The 18,645-nt window shown below is 59.9% G+C and carries 11 protein-coding genes; 3 read left to right on the top strand and 8 right to left on the bottom strand.

Going from position 1 to position 18,645, the window contains the following annotated elements; all coding sequences use genetic code 11:
* Window positions 1-25: 25 nt before the first annotated feature.
* The 8 genes from NZK35_RS32550 to NZK35_RS32515 all read right to left on the bottom strand — a co-directional run bounded on the left by NZK35_RS32550 (window position 26) and on the right by NZK35_RS32515 (window position 11,234).
* Window positions 26-370 (bottom strand): hypothetical protein, encoded by a 345-nt coding sequence (locus NZK35_RS32550; protein ID WP_259636699.1) that lies wholly within the window; start codon window positions 368-370, stop codon window positions 26-28.
* Between the two features lie 108 nt (window positions 371-478).
* Window positions 479-1,741: a PQQ-binding-like beta-propeller repeat protein gene (locus tag NZK35_RS32545; RefSeq protein WP_259636698.1), complete on the bottom strand. Its 1,263-nt coding sequence runs from the start codon at window positions 1,739-1,741 to the stop codon at window positions 479-481.
* 192 nt (window positions 1,742-1,933) lie between these two features.
* Window positions 1,934-4,090, bottom strand: coding sequence for a M3 family metallopeptidase (locus tag NZK35_RS32540; protein ID WP_407699868.1), 2,157 nt, complete (start codon window positions 4,088-4,090; stop codon window positions 1,934-1,936).
* A gap of 35 nt (window positions 4,091-4,125) precedes the next feature.
* A complete protein-coding gene (locus NZK35_RS32535; protein WP_259636697.1) occupies window positions 4,126-5,523 on the bottom strand; it encodes a TMEM43 family protein in 1,398 nt (465 codons plus the stop codon).
* Between the two features lie 164 nt (window positions 5,524-5,687).
* Window positions 5,688-6,674, bottom strand: a complete 987-nt coding sequence (locus tag NZK35_RS32530; RefSeq protein ID WP_259636696.1) for a sugar phosphate isomerase/epimerase family protein — start codon at window positions 6,672-6,674, stop codon at window positions 5,688-5,690.
* A 128-nt stretch (window positions 6,675-6,802) separates the two neighbouring features.
* Window positions 6,803-8,530, bottom strand: a complete 1,728-nt coding sequence (locus tag NZK35_RS32525; protein ID WP_259636695.1) for an ATP-binding protein — start codon at window positions 8,528-8,530, stop codon at window positions 6,803-6,805.
* A gap of 5 nt (window positions 8,531-8,535) precedes the next feature.
* Complete coding sequence (locus NZK35_RS32520) at window positions 8,536-9,120, bottom strand: YfiR family protein (protein WP_259636694.1); 585 nt, start codon at window positions 9,118-9,120, stop codon at window positions 8,536-8,538.
* On the bottom strand, window positions 9,117-11,234 hold the full coding sequence (locus NZK35_RS32515) for a TonB-dependent receptor plug domain-containing protein (protein WP_259636693.1): 2,118 nt from the start codon (window positions 11,232-11,234) through the stop codon (window positions 9,117-9,119). Before NZK35_RS32515 ends, NZK35_RS32520 begins: the two co-directional genes overlap by 4 nt.
* A 454-nt stretch (window positions 11,235-11,688) precedes the next feature.
* Here NZK35_RS32515 and NZK35_RS32510 point away from each other — a divergent pair, with 454 nt between their 5' ends.
* The 3 genes from NZK35_RS32510 (at window position 11,689) to NZK35_RS32500 (ending at window position 18,587) form a co-directional block, all read left to right on the top strand.
* Window positions 11,689-13,518 carry a response regulator gene (locus tag NZK35_RS32510; protein ID WP_259636692.1) on the top strand — a complete coding sequence of 610 codons (1,830 nt, stop codon included), beginning with the start codon at window positions 11,689-11,691 and terminating at the stop codon, window positions 13,516-13,518.
* Window positions 13,519-13,737: 219 nt separating this feature from the next.
* The gene (locus NZK35_RS32505; protein ID WP_259636691.1) at window positions 13,738-15,060 is read left to right on the top strand and encodes an efflux RND transporter periplasmic adaptor subunit; all 1,323 of its coding nucleotides are present in this window, start codon (window positions 13,738-13,740) and stop codon (window positions 15,058-15,060) included.
* A gap of 5 nt (window positions 15,061-15,065) precedes the next feature.
* Window positions 15,066-18,587, top strand: coding sequence for an efflux RND transporter permease subunit (locus tag NZK35_RS32500; protein WP_259636710.1), 3,522 nt, complete (start codon window positions 15,066-15,068; stop codon window positions 18,585-18,587).
* Window positions 18,588-18,645: the final 58 nt, after the last annotated feature.

Genomic DNA, 18,645 nt, shown 5'->3' with positions numbered 1-18,645 from the left:
CGCGCCCTTGCAGGATTGGTTTCGACTACCTCTTACTCCAGGGCTCGAGCCACAGCATGAATCCTTCCAGCGGCTGCTGAAATGGAATCCGTTCACTTGTTGTTCCGTTCTTGGATTTGTTGACCAGCGATATGGACAGCAGTTTGCCATTTGGTAGCGAGCCAATGAAGTCTTCTGTATCCATCGTATTCCGCCAGATGTAATTTGCTTTCTCATCGGGGAGTCCGTCCGCTGGGATCAATCGGTTGCAGAAGCAAATATCAATCTTCGTGCCGGGCGGAGCATAAACCCTCCAGCTCCAGTTTCTCCGCCAATCCAGCTGGGGCCCTGGAACAGGAATGATGTTCATCTGGCCTGGGTCGTCGACCACGAGCTTACCTTGCTCTCTTCGCAATTGTGTCAGTTCACGTTCCGAGTCGCGGACACGTTTCCAAGACGCCGGACTCGTCTCGATGTCCCACAAAGAGAACACTCCGGGTCACTCTTCGATGCGATACAGGTGTGTTTCACTTCTCAGCAGGATCGCGTCATCGATCACCGCGAACGATGCAAAGGTCCGGTCCGAGTCGCCGATCGCGTTGGTCGCCAATTCGTTGTACTCCTTTCCTGGTGCGATGACGGTGGTCGTTCCCGTTTCGCTTTGGAAATAGATGCGGCCGTCGCCGTAAAACGGCGACGCGGAATACTTTCCGCCCAGACGCTCTTTCCAGTGCAGTTTGCCGGTTCGCGCATCGACGCACGAGGCGACGCCTCCGTCATCGACGAAGTACAGTTCGTCGCCCACGGCCAACATTGACGGTGTCTTGGGGACGCCCCTGTCCAGCGTCCAGCGGACATGCGAATCCGTCACGTCACCGCGGCCGGTCGGATCGATCGCGTACAACGATGCGGAATCGTAGCCGCTGCTGACGAACACGAGTCCGCAAGCGTAGATCGGACGCGGGACCACGGAATAACCTTCGTCATAGTCCACACTCCAAATCTCCGCACCCGTTTCTGGATCGTAGGCGACGACGGCGCCGCTACCCGGGCAGATGGCTTGGGGCTGACCGTCGACTTCGATCAGCGTTGGGGTGCTGAACGAAAACCCTTTTTTGACTTCCGCTCGACGATCGGTCTTCCATTTCACGTCACCGCTGGCTGCCGAGATGCCGGCGACGAATTGTTGGTCACCGCCGTCGCAGGTGACAATCAGCGTCTCGTTGTAGAGCACCGGTGAACCGCCGTTGCCGTGGACCGGTTTAAAGTTGAGTCGGTCCGTTTTCCAAATCAATTCACCGTCGGTCGTCAGGCAGGCGGTGCCGGAGGGACCGAAGTGCACGTACAGTCGATCGTTGCGGAGCACCGGCGTGGCGCTGGCGTGGCTGTTTTTCTTGTGCATCTGCACGCCGTCGCCCGATTGGATGAACACTTCCTTGTTCCATTGGACCTGGCCGTCGTCGGCATCGATGCACACCGCTCGTAATGATCGCGTCTTGTCGGCATCGCCATCGATCGGTGCCGCGGTCGTCAGGTAGATCCTGCCATCGGCGACGACCGGCGAGGACCATCCGTCGCCGTCGATCGGAACTTTCCAAGCGATGTGCTCGGTTTCGCTCCAGGAAAGCGGCAGCGAGTCTGCGGAGGAATACCCTTGTCCACCCGGCCCGCGAAATTCCGTCCAGTCTTCGGCGAGGGAAACCGAGGCGACGATGGAGCCGGCCAGTAAGGCAACCGGCAAGTAGTGTTTGGGAGTCATCATGGATCTTTGTTGGAGTGTTGCAGCGTGACGTTGATGCGACACGAAGGGCCATCGAAAGAATATAAGTGGCGTAAGCTTCCAGCTTGCGCTGTAAGGGTCGCAAGCTGGAAGCTTGCGCTGCCAGGGTCGCAAGCTGGAAGCTTACGCCACTTTTTGCGACTGGACATTGATTCTTCCGGTGGCCCCAGGTCCTCAGAATCCCCGTTTGCGCATCAGGGCGGACGTGTCGACGTCGCGGCCCCTGAAGCGTCGGAATCCGTCGGCCGGGTCAATCGTGTCGCCGACGGAGAACACGTTCTCGTTGAGGCTTTTGCAAAGTTCCGGGTCGTAGTACGAACCGGCTTTTTCAAAGGCCTCCGCCGCGTCGGCGGTCAACGCGTCGGCCCACAGGTAACTGTAATAGCCGGCCGAATAACTGTCGCTGCTGAAGATGTGGGCGAAGTGTGGCGTGCGGTGTCGCATCGGCAATTCGTCGGGCATCCCGATTTCTTTGAGAGTTTCTGTTTCAAAGGCATCTGGGTCGATGCGTTCTCGGTCGCTGGTGTGAAGTTTCATGTCGACGATCGCACTGGCCAGGTATTCGACGGTTGCGAATCCCTGATTGAACGTCGACGCCTTCTTGATCTTGTCGATCAGCGATTGCGGCAGTGGCTCGCCCGTTTCAAAGTGCAGGCAATACTTCTGCAGCACTTCCGGCGTGTCGAGCCAATGTTCCAGCAGTTGGGAGGGGAATTCGACGTAGTCTCGGGCGACCGACGTGCCGGCTTGCGAGGGATAGTTGACGTCGGAGCAGAGCCCGTGCAGCGCGTGCCCGAACTCGTGGAACAGCGTGACGGCATCGTCCCAGGAAATCAGCACCGTTTCGTCTTGACCGCCCGGAATGAAGTTGGAGTTGTTGGAGACGATCGGTGTTTTTGCGTCGCCCATGTCCTGTTGGACGCGGTAGGCGGTCATCCAGGCGCCGCTTCGTTTTCCGGCGCGGGCGTAGGGGTCAAAGTACCACAGTCCGACATGTTGCCCGTCACGGCCGGTGACTTCCCAGACACGAACATCGGGATGGAAAACCGGGACGTCTTTGGCGGGCGTGAACTGGAATCCGAACAGTTCGCCGGCGACCCAGAACATGCCTTCGCGGAGCTTTTCCAATTGCAGATAGGGTTTGACTTCACCGAGGTCCAAGTCGTATTTCGCCTTGCGGACTTTCTCGGCGTAGAAGCGGTAGTCCCACGGCTGGATGGTGATTTTTTCTGCGGGACCGGAGGCTTCGGCGTCGGCGATCTTCTGCATGTCGGCGACCTCTTCGGCGACGCGGGCGACCGCTTTGGGCCAGACCTGGTTCATCAGCGCGAAGGTTGCCTCGGGGGTTTTCGCCATCGTCGGTTCCAAACGCCAGTGGGCGTGGGTGGGATAGCCGAGCAGTTTGGCCCGCTCGCGGCGGAGTGCCAGGATTTCGGTGATGATCCCGTTGTTGTCGTGCTCGTCGCCGTTGTCACAGCGGTTGTAGTAGGTCCGCCAGACCTGTTCGCGAAGCGGCCGGTTGGTGCTGTAGGTCAAGAACGGATCCATGGACGACCGGGTGTTGGTCACCGCCCACTGATCGGGTTTGCCGCGTTCTTCGGCGGCCCGTTTCATCGACGCCACCACGCTTTCGGGCAACCCGGCCAAATCCGATTCCTGTTCGACCCAGGTCACGAATCGCTTTTCGTCTTCGAGGACGTTTTGGCTGAAATCGGTGAACAACCGCGAAAGGTCCGCGTTGATTCGTGTCAGCCGTGCCTTGTCGCTGGCATTGAGTTGGGCACCGCGCCGAACGAACGTCTTGTAGAGGTCGTCGATCAAGCGGACTTGGGCGACGGTCATCGACTTTTTTTCATCGCTCTCGTAGATCGCCTTGAGTCGCTCGAACAGTGCGCTGTTCTGGTAGATGCTGTCGGAGTGGGCGGAAAGTTTTGGCGCGACGACGCGTTCGATGTCGGGGATCGGCCCGAGGTTCAAGTTGGAGGAATGGACACCGAAGATTGCGTCCAGGCGATCGAGTGTTTGCCCGGCTTTTTCCATCGCCACCACAGTGTTTTCAAACGTGGCCGGCTCGGGGTTGGTGGCGATCGCGTCGATTTCCTCAGACGCTTGCGCGATGGCCGCGTCAAAGGCATCGATCAACTCGTCACTTCGTACCAGATCCCACGGCGGTACGCCTCCATAAGGTCCCGTCCATGGTTTCAGCAGTACCGAATCAGTCATCCCTTTTTGCTCCGTCGTGGTGGTGTTCGTCTCCACCTGAGCCCGCAGCAGGCCCAGGTTCAAAATCAAGAAGCCGAACGAAATTGCGGCGATTGGTAAGCGTTTCATAGGGTCGTGGGGTTGAGGTCCAGATGGGTGACCGGTCACGCCAAGTCGGCGTGGGTGAGTGTATCGCGTTGTTGCCCTCGCTTGGACCGGCCGCGGCGGAAAATCAAGTAGACCGCGGCGACGGCGACGACCAGCAAACTGACCCCCAACACGGGCCGATAGAAGACCCATGCGATTCCGATCACGGTCATCGCCCCGGCGACGGTCAGCAAGCCGGCGACGATGGCGGTGCCGAATCCGACGAGCGAACCGGCCAGCGGGAGGACGTCGGCCAGCACCACCAGGGGACGCAGCAACAACATCAACCCGAAAAACATCATCATCGATCCGCCGGCCCGCAAGAACCAGGTCAGCATTCGATTGGCGGCCTCTTCCTGGGCGATCATTTCGGCGGCGCTGAAGACGCCGACTTTCAGCACGTTGATGGTGGTGTTGTAGTGCGTTTCAAACGGCTGAAAGGACTCGCCGGTTTGTTGGCTGAGCAGGCTGACCGTCTGCACCGGCGTGGCGGTGAACCATAATCGGACGTCGCCGATCTGCGGTGTCTCGATTGCCCGCACGCCGGGTTCGCCGGAGGGTGGGGATGCGTTGTCGGTCGGGGGCGAGTTGGCGGCCGCATCCGTTTCGGGACGATCCGGCTCGGCAGGTGATGCCCCATCGGCAGCTACCGACTGGGCCGGCGGTGTGAGCGCCAGTTCTGCGGACTCGTCCACAGCTTGTTCCGCCGCGACTGTCTGGTTTGATGCTTTGTCCGCTAGCGGGTTTGCAAAAAGGTAGATCCGCGAGGCGCCGCTGGGTCCATCGCTGCGAATGATCGAGCGATCTTGGAACCCTTCGGGCACGTTGGCCGTGTCAAGTTCCAAGGCGTCTTCGCCGCCGATCATGGCGATCAGCGAGTCGGGAAGACGGAACCGGCCCAGGGAGACATTCTTGGCCTGGTAGGTTCGATCGGCGAACACAAATTCGGTCGGATTCTGGTGCGAGTGTGCTTCGTCGAACTCGCTTGAATCGATCAATCCCGGGAACCAGTCTCTTTCGTAGGTGTAGGTGGTGGTCGTCCGGGTTCCCCCGCCCAGCTTTTTTTCTTTCGTGGACTTTTTGTTTTCGTTCCACTGGTACATCTCGACGTGCCGCGTCAATCGAATCCCGTTGTATTCGATGGCGAAGTCGTCGTCACGGAGCACGTCGTTGGTCTGGACATCGCCGGAGACGTGGACAAACTTTCCATCGTTGGCCGGGTCGACCGAATCGGGTTGGATCTCGACGACCACCTTGGCGCCTTCCTTCAATCCCTTGGCGGTCCGGACGGCGCGGCCTTCGTTCCAGAACAAGACGGGGACCGAGACGATGGTCAGCAGACCGCCGAACAGGATGCCGGCAAACGCCTTGCCGAGCCGGCCGAACCATGATTCTTCTGTGACCCGTGTTCCCATCTGTTTTCTCCCGATTTCATTTCGGCCAAGGCTAGCTCCGTCCGTTTCCTGTTAGCGACAGGGCGCGAGCCCTCCGATCTTTCAGGTTGTCACCGGACGGCTCGCGCCGTTCCGCTACCATTTTTCGTTTCTTGTTGGCGACAGCCCGCGAGCCTTCCGGTCTTTCAGGCAAACGCTTTACGCAGGGTTTCCAGGCTCTTGGGGATCGCCGTTTCGTGCGACTCCTGGCCTTCGAACTCCAGCGAAATGTATCCCTGGTAGTTGACCCCCGCCAGGATGTTTGCGACTCGGTCGTAGTCGATCTCCAGCGTGTACCAGGTGCCTCCGCCGAAGTAGGTCTTGGCTTGAACGAAGACGGCTTCGGGCGCCAGTTGCTCGTATTGTTCGTATTGGTCTTCCAAGAAGTTGCCCGTGTCCAAGGTGGCGCGGAGCCAGGGGGAATCGATTTCGCGGATCAACCGCAGCACGCCGGCGGCGGTGCGTCCGAGTCCCCAGTGGTTTTCCAGCCCCAGCACGACGCCGCATTTTTCGGCGGTCGGCAAGCACTTTTCGAGACCTTCGCGGACCCAGGCGAATCCGTCGTCGTCGCTGTAGCCATCCAGCCTGGGCTCGATCCCCTTGTTGGCCATCAGGGTGTCGAAATCTTTCGACGTTCCCCAGCGCCCGGTGTTGACGCGAATGGTCGGAATGCCGAGTGCGTAGGCCAGTTCGATACAGTGGATGGTGTGTCGGACGTTCTCCTCACGCTTCGCGGCGTCGGGATAGACGAACGATTGGTGCGTGGAAAATCCGCACAGGTCCAACCCGGACCGAAAGGCGCGTTGTTTGATCCGTTGCAACGCGGCGTTGGATTCGTCCTCCATCTGGACGTGCAGGATTTCGACGCCATCGAACCCCGTTTCCGCGGCCAAGTCGATGCACTGCTCGATCGTCAGCTTGCTGTCGTCACGGTAACGCCAGTAGGAGTACGTGGAAACCGCGATGCGGTTGCCGCGTCGTGGGGGGGCGGACTCTTCTACCGCCCCCGCCCCCGGTGCCATCGCTGCGACGGCCAGCGGGGCGGTCAACGCTCCGGCGATCAATTGCCGGCGGTCGATTCGGGGTTTGGGGGAAGCGGTTACGTCACGGTGGTGGGAACTGGATGGTTGCATCGGATCGGTTGCTCGCGGCCGGTGTCATGGGTGTCGCCTCGACTACCGTGTTGTTTTAGCGTATCGGCGCGAGTCGTGCCGCCTCACTGTTCCGCCTCACTGTTCCGCCTCACTGTGCGGGCGTTGGATTACCCGGCGAGTGCTTTGTGTCGCGTGCGGATCGAAACGGGCAGCAGCAACGTGAACGTGGCTCCCTGGCCGATCCCCTCGCTGTGGACCGACAATCTGCCGCCCAGTTCGACCGCCGCGGTCGCGGAGGCATGGAGTCCGAAACCGTGCCCGCCTTTTTTGGTGGTGAAGCCGTTGGAAAAAATCGTGGTGATCCGGTCCGGTGCGATCCCGGTCCCGCTGTCACTGACCTGGAAACAAACTTCGTCACCGGATTGTCCCAGACGCAGCGTCACGCGTTTGACGTCCGAATCGTGTTCGAGCACGGATTCTTTGGCGTTTTTGATCAGGTTGACGATGATCTGGATGGCCTTCGATTTCTCAATTTCGATCGCGGGGACTTGGCCATAGTCTCTGACGATTTCGACGTTGTGTTTTGAAAAGGAATCGTGCACGAAATGGATCGCGTCGTCGAATAAGGCCGCCGGTTGCAGTTGTTCCATCACGCCGAACGCTCCGGCGTGGGATTGTTGGGCGTGGACGATGTCTTTGATGTGCTCGACGTTAGACGCCAAGGATTCGATTTCGTTCAAGATGGAACGTTGGTCATCACGCATGCTTTCGGAAAGTTTGCCCAGGTACCGCGGCAAGATTTTCCCTTGGTCGCTTCGCAGCAGGAACTCGGCGAGGTCGTCTTCGTTTTTCAACAACAGTTCGATTGCTTTTTCGAGGTTGGCGAGTTTGACGTTGCGGAGCCGTTCGTCGATCAGGTTGGCGCTGATGTTCAGACTGTTCAGCACGTTTCCGATGTTGTGCAAGACGCCGTTGGCGATATCGGCCATGCCGGCGCGGCGTGACACTTCCAGCAGCTGGGCGTGGGTGTTTTGCAATTGTTTCGTCGCCAGATCCTTGGCTTCGATTTGGTTTTGCAAGGCGGCGTTGGATTGTTCCAGTTCGCTGGTCCGTTCGGCGACACGTTGCTCCAGTTCTTGGTTGAGTTGTTGCAATCGTTCGCTGGCCTGGATGACGGCTTTTTCACGCGACTGCACACGATCCAGCATGCCGTTGAATTGGCGGTACAAGACGCCTATCTCGTCGTCACTGTCGTGTTGGACTCGGATCGCACAGTCTTCGCTCTGTGAGATCGTCTTGGCCGTTGACGCCAGTCGCAAGATCGGGGCGGTGACGGAATCTTGGAGGTGTGAGGAGGCGAACACGCCGATGATGATGGAAATCGCCAGCACGACCGCTGCGGCCAGGATGTGTGTCGTGCGGGCCTGGCTGAGATCCGCGGTTGTTTCGCGCAGGATCAGCGTGCCCAGGCGGTCACCGTCCTCCATGATCGGCACCGCCACGTCCAGAAAGCCGTCTTCGCCGTAGTGCGCACCGAGCGTGACCGACTGCGGGTCGAACTCCGGGTGATCGCCGAAACGTCGGTAGATCGCGAACACGGATGCATCGGCATCCAAGATGCATGCGATCTCGATCGTCGCTCGGCCCTTGATCGCGGTCAGCAGTTCTTCCGCGGCGTCCTGTTGTCCGAACGCCACCGCGGCGGTGCTGTTGGTGCTGAGTGTCTCGGCGATCGCGGTCAATTGGGTGGCTTTGGACGCGGAGATGCGTCGGACGTCCAGGACCACAAAGATGGCGCAGGCGAACGAGACGGCTAATGTGATCGCCGTGGCGGCCAAAACCGTCAGCTTGGTTTGTACGGAAAAGTCACGGAATCGCTTGGTTGTTCTACCCATTGAGTCTAATCTCGTTCGATGCTCGCGATGTTGAGCAGTTTGGCGTCCGCCTGAAGACCGCGTCGGGTCATCGCGTCGACGTTGATTTTTAATCCGATCGTTCCATCGTGGTCGGCGAAAAAGCGGATCGGGACGCCGCGTTGTGTCGCCACCACTGACTCACAAATCAACAGCGTGTTTTGTCGTTCGGTCCGCACGATCGCTTCGGCCTCGTCCGCCGGGGCGGTTCCCGCATGCAAGAAGACCAGATGACAGGCTTGGATCTCGCGGACCGTATCAAACTCGCGGACGACGATGCTCCGGCCCCGGGCTTTCTTCTTCGCAGCGACTTGGTTCAGTAGACGGCTGTGTGGATCGCCGGTCATGATCCCAATCACGGTGGGCGCGGATTCGTCGGCGTAGGCCGTCTCCGGCCATCGGACGTAGCGGAGGAAATTGTACAAGTAGGCGACTTTGACGTTCCGCTCCGAAGCCAGGCTGGATTGTGCGGCGGCGGGTTGATTGACCGAGATGCCGGTCAGGATCAACAGCGTCATCACGACACCGGTCCGGCGCCGGGGATGGATGGTGCGTGCAAGATCAGGCTTCATCGGCGCCACTCCACGTACGCATGCACGCTACGCGGCACTTCGGTCGGCACGTCGCCGGTGAAGTAATTGGGGCCGAATTCGCGGTGCCGTCGGTCAAACAGGTTGCGGCCGACGACCGAAGCGGACACGTTGCGTCCGAGGTTCCATCCGAATCGTGTGTCGACGGCGACATAGGAAGGCGTCGCTTCGGCGGGCAGGTTGTCGACATAGCGGGTGATGACGTCCAGTTGTCGTCCGCGGTTCAGGTCGAAGGAGTGGGTCAACGAAACCTGGTTGCGTGGCAGCGCGCCGGCTCTGCCTGCCGAGCCGGCGATCGACGGCGGCGGCTCGTCGAACTCAATGCGTTGGAACGCGTACCAGCCCCGCATGCTCCAACAGGCGGTCAGCTGTGCGGTCGCCGAAACTTCGAATCCATAGCCGTCGGCAGCGGCCGCGTCGGAGAGGTCGAGAAACGGGACGGCTGCGGGGGGAAAGTTCAGCCGCAGCACCTGCAGTTTGTCGTAGTCATGGAAATACGCCGTCGCATCCCAGGCGAAAAACTCGTTGGTTTGCTGTCGATAGCCTACTTCATAAGACACTAGGTTCTCTGCACCCAAGTCGCCGACGCCCCGGAGTTGGAGCGGGAAGTTGCCTAAGGGCACCGGCTGATTGACAATCAAGCGCCCGTCGGCTGACAGTCGCGAAGGAGTGCGGACGGCTCGTGAGAGCGCGCACCACGCCGCAGCGGATTCATTGGGCAGCCACAATAGACGGGCGCTGGGCTGCAGTTCAAAATTGCTGTAAGTGTTGTGCGAGAACTTTGAACCGAGCGTGAAGTACCAGGCGTCTTCCAACAACGTCATTTCGTCTTGAATGAACGCGCTGAACCGTTGGACCGTGCGCCGCTCGGGGTCCGCGGCGATGTACGGCAGCGGATCATTGTTGGTCAGTTTGTCAAAGATCGCTCGGTAGCTGGCTCCCCAAATGATTCGGTGGTCACAGCGGTAGCGGAACCGGCTTTGAAAGTCCAAGTCAAAGAGATTGGTCTGTTGGCCGAATCCGTAGGCCTTGCGATCGAAACGGTCGTAATACAGTTGCAGCGAGGATTCGTGGTCTGCCGAATGCGTCCTCGTCCAACGCGTCAGCAGGTTGCCCCCGGAAACCGGCTGGTCGAACTCGATGCGACCTGCGAGATCTTTGTCGGCCAGGCTGCCCGAGTCGCCGTTGTAGTACTGGCCTTGAAACGTGAATTGGTCATCGGCGGGGGATTCCCAATCGGTTCGGAATCCCAGGCGGGCTTGGTCCGTCGCATCGTAGGGTGAGCCGCCGACCAGATCCATCTCGTCCCGCTGGAACCATTTGCCCCAGACGCGGTAATCGACGCCTCGTTCGGTGCGTCCCCCCAGGCGTCCGCCGACGAAGCCCTGTTCCAGTGTGCCGGCGCCGGCGATGGCGTAGCTGCCGTGGGTTTGCGAACTGGACTTGGTCAAGACATTGATCACCCCGTTGACGGCATTGGCGCCCCACACCGTCGCGCCGGGACCGCGAATGACTTCGATCCGCAAAACATCTTCCAGGAGCACGTCTTGGACATCCCACAGCACACCGGCGAACAACGGGTTGTAAACGGTCCGACCGTCAATCTGCACCAACAGCTTGTCGCTGAATCGGCCCGACTCGCCACGACTACTGACGCTCCACTTGTTCCCATCGATCCGCGCCACCTGAAGCCCGGGTGCCAGCCGAAGCACTTCGGGGATCGACTGGTAGCCGCTGCGACGAATCATGTCGGCGGTGATCACGAACACGGCCGCCGGGGATCTGCCGATCGTGCTTTTCTGACGCGAGACCGAGGACACCTCGACCTCCAGTGCAGGCGCGACTGACGTCCGCCGCAGCGAACCGAGGTCTTGGTCCAACAGAGAATCCAATTCGCTGTCGAGCCCTTCGTCGTCGTCGGGTTCGGCGGTGTCCTCGTCAAACGAGTCAGGGTGCTCGAGCCGCGGGGGGGCTGGGGCGGGTTGATCGGCCGCGGGCAGTGTTTCTTCAGCCAGACCGACGGCGGGACCGGCTGTCAGCAGGAATGCCGTGAGCATTACCGCGACGATGCGGATTCGGCGGGAACGACGATCCAAGGTCCGACCACTGAAATGACGGCGCCGTTCCGCGGCGTTATCGCCGGGCGTCTCGTCTTGAAATGCTGTCTTCACTCTCCTGCCCCAGGATCGACTTCCGGATCGTTGGCGTGATTGTCCGGCACGCCGGTGTCTCAGTGACCACCTTCTGGTGTTGTCGAATGTTGGACGAGCCGATTCCATCGATTCGCAGAGCTTTACGGAAAACCGCAGCGCCGGTTGCCCTCGTTCGCTGCACCCGTTAGGCGGAGAGTCGCCGAAAGCGATACAACCCACCGGGCAGGGAAACAATGCGGACCAGGAGTGTCGGTTGTCCCTCAAATCGAACCAATTCAATCAGTTCTTTCCCGCGATCAAGGTCGTTCGGCTGATCACAAGCGAAGGTTGCAAGCAACAGTGACACTCAACCCAGGGCGATCCCGAAATAATGGACGATGTACACAGGGCCGACGCGATGAACGCGTGCGAGCAGGTCGCAGAAGATTCCGAGAACCCACGTATCATCATCATCGATGACAACACGGCGATTCACGATGATTTTCGCAAGATCCTGTGTAACGATTCGCAAGCCGACGCGGAATTGGATTCGCTCGAAGTGTCCTTGTTCGGTTCTTCGTCACGACGAACAAAAGCAGCACGCTCCTATGAACTGTCGTCCGCCTACCAGGGTGAAGAAGGATACCGGATGGTGTGCCAGGCGATCCAGGAAGGACGCCCCTTCAGTACAGCCTTTGTCGACATGCGGATGCCGCCGGGCTGGGACGGTGTGGAGACGATCCGTCAGTTGTGGAAAGCCGATCCCGATCTGCAAGTTTTGATCTGCACCGCGTTCTCGGACTATTCCTGGTCTGAAATCGTCGAAGAACTCGGCAACAGCGATCAACTGCTGATTCTGCGCAAACCCTTTGATGCCGCCGAGGTGGCTCAGATCGCTGCCGCCATGACCAAAAAGAGAAAGCTGACCGAAGCCTCTCGCAACACGGTCGCGGATTTGGAAAAGACTGTTGCGGCAAAGACGAAGGAAATTCGTCGTGAGATGCAGCAACGTGAACTGGCTCAGCAACAGCTGCTGGAAAAAGAAAAGCAGTTGCGCGAATCCCAAAAGCTTGAAGCGGTCGGGATGCTGGCCGGTGGCATCGCACACGAGTTTAACAATCTGTTGCAGATCATTCTGTCCTACACCCAGTTCGGACTCGACGCGACACGCCCGGGCGAGGCGTTGCACGAAGACATGAAATGCATTCTCAAAGCCGGCGAGCGCGCAACCGCATTGACACGCCAGTTGCTCGGATTCAGCCGGCGCAAGCCGCTTTGTTGCGTCGATCTCGATGTCAATGGTGTCGTCGCCGAGTTGGTCGGGCTGGCAAAGCCGCTACTTGGATCACGCATCACGTTACGTCAAGAACTGCATCCCACCTCCGCGATGGTGCACGCCGATTCGGTCGAGCTGCAACAGGCGCTGCTGAATTGCTGCATCAACTCACGCGATGCCATGGACGGCACCGGCCAGCTGACGTTGGCCACCGAGTTGGTTGTATTGGATGAAGCGTACTGTCGCCAGGACGACGTGCTGCGGCCCGGCCCGTTCGTCCGCATCTCGATCTCCGACACGGGCAGCGGAATGGCCCCCGAGGTGGTCGAGCGAGTGTTTGAGCCTTTCTTCACCACCAAGGAAGTCGGGTCGGGGACAGGCTTGGGGATGGCGATGGTGTACGGTTTGGTCAAACAGCATCAGGGGCATATCGAAGTCCGATCGGAGGTCGGTGTTGGCACGACGTTCCGCATCTATCTGCCCGCCGTCAAGGCGTGCGAGGCGACGCAGCCGCTCAGCCAGCCCGTGACCGATCGAGCGAAAGACGCCGGTGGCAGCATCGGCACCATCTTGATCGCCGACGACGAAGAACTGTTGCGACAGGTCAGTAGCCGGATCTTGCAGCGTGCCGGATACAACGTCGTGTTGGCCTCCGATGGACAGGAAGCGGTGCAACGCGTCAACGAACTGGCCGATCAAATTGATTTGGCCATTTTGGATGTGATGATGCCCAACATGACCGGGCGTGAAGCGTGCGGTCAGATCGCCGAAAGCAACCCCGAGTTACCGTTGCTGTTCTGTACCGGGCATGACCCGGAAGTCGCCCACAACGGAGAAGTCCCGCCCGGCTACCCGGTGGTCCACAAGCCGTTTACCGCTGAACATCTGTTGGCATCGGTCCGCGAAATCCTTGATGATCCACATGGCTTGCGGAAAAATCGTGGCGACGTCGATCTGGCTGGAACGTGGTGAAGCGATGGGTCAAAAAATGGCTGGGTCAAAAAAGGATGTGATGAAGGCGTCAGTGGGACGATCGAATGATCACCAAACCGCGATTTCTTCAGGTGCAGTGTGGTGAGCTCTGACGCGGTCAACTAGGATGTGGTTTCCTACCGGATTCCGATCCCCGCCCCGTTCCCACCCCCACGATCAATCGAGCCTTGGATCCACGGTTCGATTGGGATGCATCCCATGTCCACTTCGTCACGCGTCATTCGGGCCATGCGGTGCGGCACGCTGTTTGGCATTCTTTTGATCGCCGCTGTGGCGCCGGCCCAACCGCCCGCCAAGTCCGATCAAGAAATCCTGCAGCCGGTGATGGCCTGCCGCGTCCGCAGGGGAGAGTCGAAATCGGCGTATCAGTTGTTGGGGACGGTAACGCCCAGCCGAACCACGACGATCGGCTATTCGTTGCCCGGTCGGTTGAAAACCTTACACGCCAAGCGTGGAGATCGGCTTGCCGCCGGTGACACGGTGGCCGATTTGCAGACCGACGTGATCCAGATTGAGATCGCCGCGGCCAGAGCGGAATTGCGTTTGGTGGAACATCAATTGGCGGAGCTTCAAGCCGGATCGCGCGACGAAGACATCGCCGAAGCCGAGGCGAGAATGGAGGCCGCCGGGGCGATTGCCAGACGTTCGGCCAGCCAGCTGTCGCGGATGTCCAAACTGGTTCAGTCCAAAGCCGCTTCGGTCGAAGAACTCGACGTGGCGACCGCGGAAGCCGATTCCTCGCGACAGTTGCTGCAAGCGGCGACCATCGCACATGCACGACTCGTCAGTGGTCCGCGTGTCGAGCAGGTCGCCCAGGCCCAGGCGCGGGTGGATCTGCAGCGAGAACAAGTCCGTTTGCTCGAAGACCGACTCAAGAAGCACGCCCTGATCGCGCCCTTCGATGGCTACGTGACGGCCGAATACACCGAAGCGGGCGCTTGGATCACCGCGGGCGATCCCGTCGTCGACTTGATCGAGTTGGATACCGTCAGGGTGGAAGTGGCGGTTCCGGCCGCTCAGGTGGTCTTCTTGCGTCCGGGCCAGACCATCCATGTCGAGTTTGACGCTCGGCCGGGCGAATTGCTGCTGGGGCAGCTGGAACGTATCGTGCCGGCGGCCGACACCCGCTCGAGAACCTTTCCGGTGTTGGTGCGGATCAAGAACCGGATCGACGACGGCATTCCGATGTTGATGTCCGGGATGGTGGTGCGGATGGATTTGCCCATCGGGCCCGAAGCGGAACAGACGTTTGTGCCCACCGATGCGATCGTGTTAGATGGGGTTCGGCAATCGGTGTTTGTCGTCGACGTCGGCCGCGCCTCATCTGCCGCTGGTCAATCATCTGCCGCGGGTCAATCACAGGCAGCGGTCGTCCGCAAAGTGCCGGTCAAACTCGGGGTCGCCCAAGGCGATTGGATTGCGATCACCGGCGAGGTGGACGCCGACGCGATCGTTGTGACGCGTGGCAACGAGCGTTTGGCGGCCGGGCAATCCGTGGAGGTCACCGTCGGAGACGGTTGAGTGACGTGTTTGAGATTCTGATTCGCAACCCCGTCAAAGTTTATGTCGGTGCCATCTTGGCGGCGCTGTTCGGGACGTTGTCGCTGGGGCTGATCCCCAAACAATTGGTTCCCGAGGTTCAAAACCCGGTGCTGACCATCGAAACCCGATGGCCCGGGGCCAGCCCCCAGGAAATCGAGCGCGAGATTGTGCTCGAGCAGGAAGAACAATTGCAAGGTGTCGAGGGGTTGGTCAAGCTCTCCTCCAATTGCAGCGTTTCTTCGGCGGAGGTCACGCTGGAGTTTGAGATCGGAACCAACATCGACGATGCCTTGGCGCGGGTCAACACGCGTTTGCAGCAGGTCCGTGAGTATCCGTTGGACGCCAGTGAACCGGTCATCGAAGCGTCGGATCTGAGCGCTCAGCCGATCGCGCGATTTGCGTTGACGCCGCGACCGCCGACCGGTCAGGCGATCGCCGAATTCCAGTCCGCCCATCCCCAGATCGCGGAGGTTCTCGAACCGGCAAGGCGGGCAAGTAATTCTGCCCTTCGTGTGTTTCGTCTGCAAAACTGTTTGGACGAGCATCTTGCCGCGCACCCGGAACTGGAAGCGTTGCGACCGCCCCCGGTCGATTTGGAAAAGCTCCGCAAGTTGTCGGAGGATTTTGTCGAGGCGAGATTGGAACGCGTTCCGGGGGTGTCGAACGCCGAGACGCGGGGCGGACGCGAACAAGAGCTGCAGGTGATCGTTGATCCGGCCAAGTTGGCGACGCGGCAAATCACGATTCGGCAGGTCCGCGAGGCGCTCAACCGTCAAAACAGCGACACGACCGCCGGAGACTTTTTTCAAGGCAAACGGACTTGGGTGATTCGAACCCTGGGCCAGTTTCGCGACCCCGAGCAAGTCAAGCAACAATTGCTCGTCTCCGATGGCAACACACGTGTCTACGTCGGTGACGTCGCGGAAGTCAAACTGGGGTACAAGGACCGTGAGAGCATCGCGCGGCGCTACGGAACCGAAAGCATCAGTCTGAGTGTCGGGCGGGTGAGCGGCGCGAACGTGATGGAAGTGATGAAGGGGTTGCGTGTTGCCAATCGTGAATTGAACGAAGGGATTTTGAAACGCGAAGGGTTGGAATTGTTTCAGTACTACGACGAGACCGAGTACATCGAATCGGCGATCGCGTTGGTGGTGCAAAACATGTTGATCGGCAGCGCCGCGACGATCATCATTTTGATGTTGTTTTTGCATTTTGGACGGGCCACCGTGTTGGCCAGCGTGGCGATCGCGGCAACCGCGGTCGCGTCGGTGTATGTCTCGCCCTGGTTTTACGTCGGTACCGTCGTGTTGATTTTCGTGTTGGGCTATCGCATCGCACGCGGTGCACTGGTTGCGGCGGTGGCGATTCCGATCAGCATCGCCGGGGCGTTTTTGTGCATGACACTGTTGGGGCGTTCTTTGAACGTGATCTCGCTGGCCGGGATGGCCTTTGCCGTCGGCATGCTGGTCGACAATGCGGTCGTGGTTCTGGAAAACATCACCCGGCGTAAACAGCTCGGCGAAACCGCCTTTGTCGCAGCGTCACGGGGCGTCGGCGAAGTCGGCGGCGCGATCGTGGCATCGACGCTGACGACGATCGCCGTGTTTTTGCCAGTCATCTTCGTGCAAGCCACCGCGGGGCAATTGTTTCGCGACATCGCCCTGGCGATCAGTTGTGGCATCGCATTTTCCATGCTCGTCTCCTTCACCGTGATTCCGACCGCAGCGTCACGTTTGTTCGCCCGCAAGCGTCCCCGCAACGACGCGGCTGCGGAAGCGTCGGACGGTGTCCCCGACGACCAATCGGAGGCCCAGTCGGACGGTTGGTTCGAACGGACCACGCGCGGTGCCGCATCGTCGCTAGTCGATTCGGTCGTCGGTTTCAACTCCTGGGTGCTTCGTTCCCGGTTGCGTTCGATCGCGGTCGTGTTGGTGATGACGGGGGTTTCGGTCGGACTCAGCTATCTGTTGTGGCCGAAGGTCGAATACCTGCCGACGGGCAACCGTAACTTCGTGTTCGCACGGTTTTCGCTTCCGGCCGGTTACAATCTGGACGAGTTGTCCGACATCGGAGCGATCGTCGAGGAGCGGTTGCGCCCGGTTTGGGATGTCGACGAAGGCAGTGCGGCCACCGATGGCTCGGACGCTCCGGTTTTGGATTACTACTTTTGCTCGATCCGCGAGCGAAGTCTGTTCATGGGGTTTCGCGCCCGGGATCCCGAGCGGGCGTCGGAGTTGGTTCCGTTGATTCGCCAGGCCGGCGCCGGGTTGCCGGGAATCCGCGTGATGGCTTCGCAATCCAGCTTGTTCGGACGCGGCATGTCGGGCGGACGGACGATCGACATCGAGATCTCCGGTCCTGACCTGGAACGGCTGGTCGTCATCGCCGGTCGCGTGCTTGACGACGTGGAACGGTTGATGCCCGAGGGCCAAGCGTCGGCCCAGCCGAGTTTGGAACTGTCCAGTCCGGAAATCCATCTCAAACCCAAGTTGCTGGCGGCATCCGAGATGGGGATCGACACGACCGACCTCGGTTACGTCGCCGATGCCATGGTCGATGGCGCCTATGCCGGTGACTACTACGTGGGCGGGGACAAGATCGACATGACGATCAAGGGACCGACCGGTCGCAATGCGGACCCGCAAGCGTTGATGTCGCTGCCGTTGGCGACCGGTGACGGAGAAGTCGTTCCCTTGATGGCTGTCGCGGAGATGCAATACGGCAGCGGACCGGAACAAATCCAACGCCGTGAACGATTGCGTTCGATCACCGTCGAAGTCAGCCCGCCGGACGAGATGCCGCTGGAAGCAGCGATGGAACTGGTCAATGGGCAAATCGTCGCGCCGTTGGTCGAGGAGGGGACGATCGGCAACGAGTACTTCGTCGCGCTGTCCGGTACCGCCGATAAGTTGCGGCAAGCCTGGGATGCGCTCCGTTTCAATATTCTGATGGCGGTGCTGATCACGTATCTGTTGATGGCCGCGCTGTTCGAATCTTGGCTCTATCCCTTTGTGGTCATCTTTAGTGTGCCGCTGGGTGCCGTCGGCGGCATCGTCGGGTTGTGGGTGTTGAACTTGTTTGTCCCCCAGTCGTTGGACGTGCTCACGATGCTCGGCTTCATTATCTTGATCGGCACGGTGGTCAATAACGCGATTCTCATCGTGCACCAATCATTGGTTCATATGCGCGAAGAACATCTCGCGCCGATCCAGGCGGTTCCGATGAGTGTCCGTACGCGGATTCGTCCGATCTGTATCACCACGCTGACGACCGTGTTGGGGTTGTTGCCGTTGGTGGTGTTTCCGGGTGCGGGCAGCGAGTTGTACCGCGGGCTGGGCGTCGTCTTTTTGGGCGGCATGATCGTCTCGACGTGCTTCACGCTGGTGCTCGTTCCGGTCGTCTTTGTCCTGTTCATGGACCTCAGGACGGCGCTCAAGCTGGCGCCCGAGTCGATACACCAGTACGGGGATGTCGAATCGCCGACGCTGCAACCGGCGGGCGCGTGAGGGGGGAGGGGTTGGGGTTGGTTAGCGGAACGGCGCGAGCGGGCTGTCGGTTTTGTGA

The organism is Stieleria sedimenti (assembly GCF_025060895.1).
Classification (GTDB): Bacteria; Planctomycetota; Planctomycetia; order Pirellulales; family Pirellulaceae; genus Stieleria; species Stieleria sedimenti.
Note: the sequence above shows the minus strand (reverse complement) of the source record. Positions and strands in the feature narration are given on the sequence as shown.

Bases quoted from the DNA above. Each gene is read 5' to 3' on its own strand.
- NZK35_RS32540 (WP_407699868.1), bottom strand. From the start codon at position 4,090: ATGAAACGCTTACCAATCGCCGCAATTTCGTTCGGCTTCTTGATTTTG.
- NZK35_RS32505 (WP_259636691.1), top strand. From the start codon at position 13,738: ATGTCCACTTCGTCACGCGTCATTCGGGCCATGCGGTGCGGCACGCTG.
- NZK35_RS32545 (WP_259636698.1), bottom strand. From the start codon at position 1,741: ATGATGACTCCCAAACACTACTTGCCGGTTGCCTTACTGGCCGGCTCC.
- NZK35_RS32520 (WP_259636694.1), bottom strand. From the start codon at position 9,120: ATGAAGCCTGATCTTGCACGCACCATCCATCCCCGGCGCCGGACCGGT.
- NZK35_RS32525 (WP_259636695.1), bottom strand. From the start codon at position 8,530: ATGGGTAGAACAACCAAGCGATTCCGTGACTTTTCCGTACAAACCAAG.
- NZK35_RS32535 (WP_259636697.1), bottom strand. From the start codon at position 5,523: ATGGGAACACGGGTCACAGAAGAATCATGGTTCGGCCGGCTCGGCAAG.
- NZK35_RS32530 (WP_259636696.1), bottom strand. From the start codon at position 6,674: ATGCAACCATCCAGTTCCCACCACCGTGACGTAACCGCTTCCCCCAAA.
- NZK35_RS32510 (WP_259636692.1), top strand. From the start codon at position 11,689: ATGAACGCGTGCGAGCAGGTCGCAGAAGATTCCGAGAACCCACGTATC.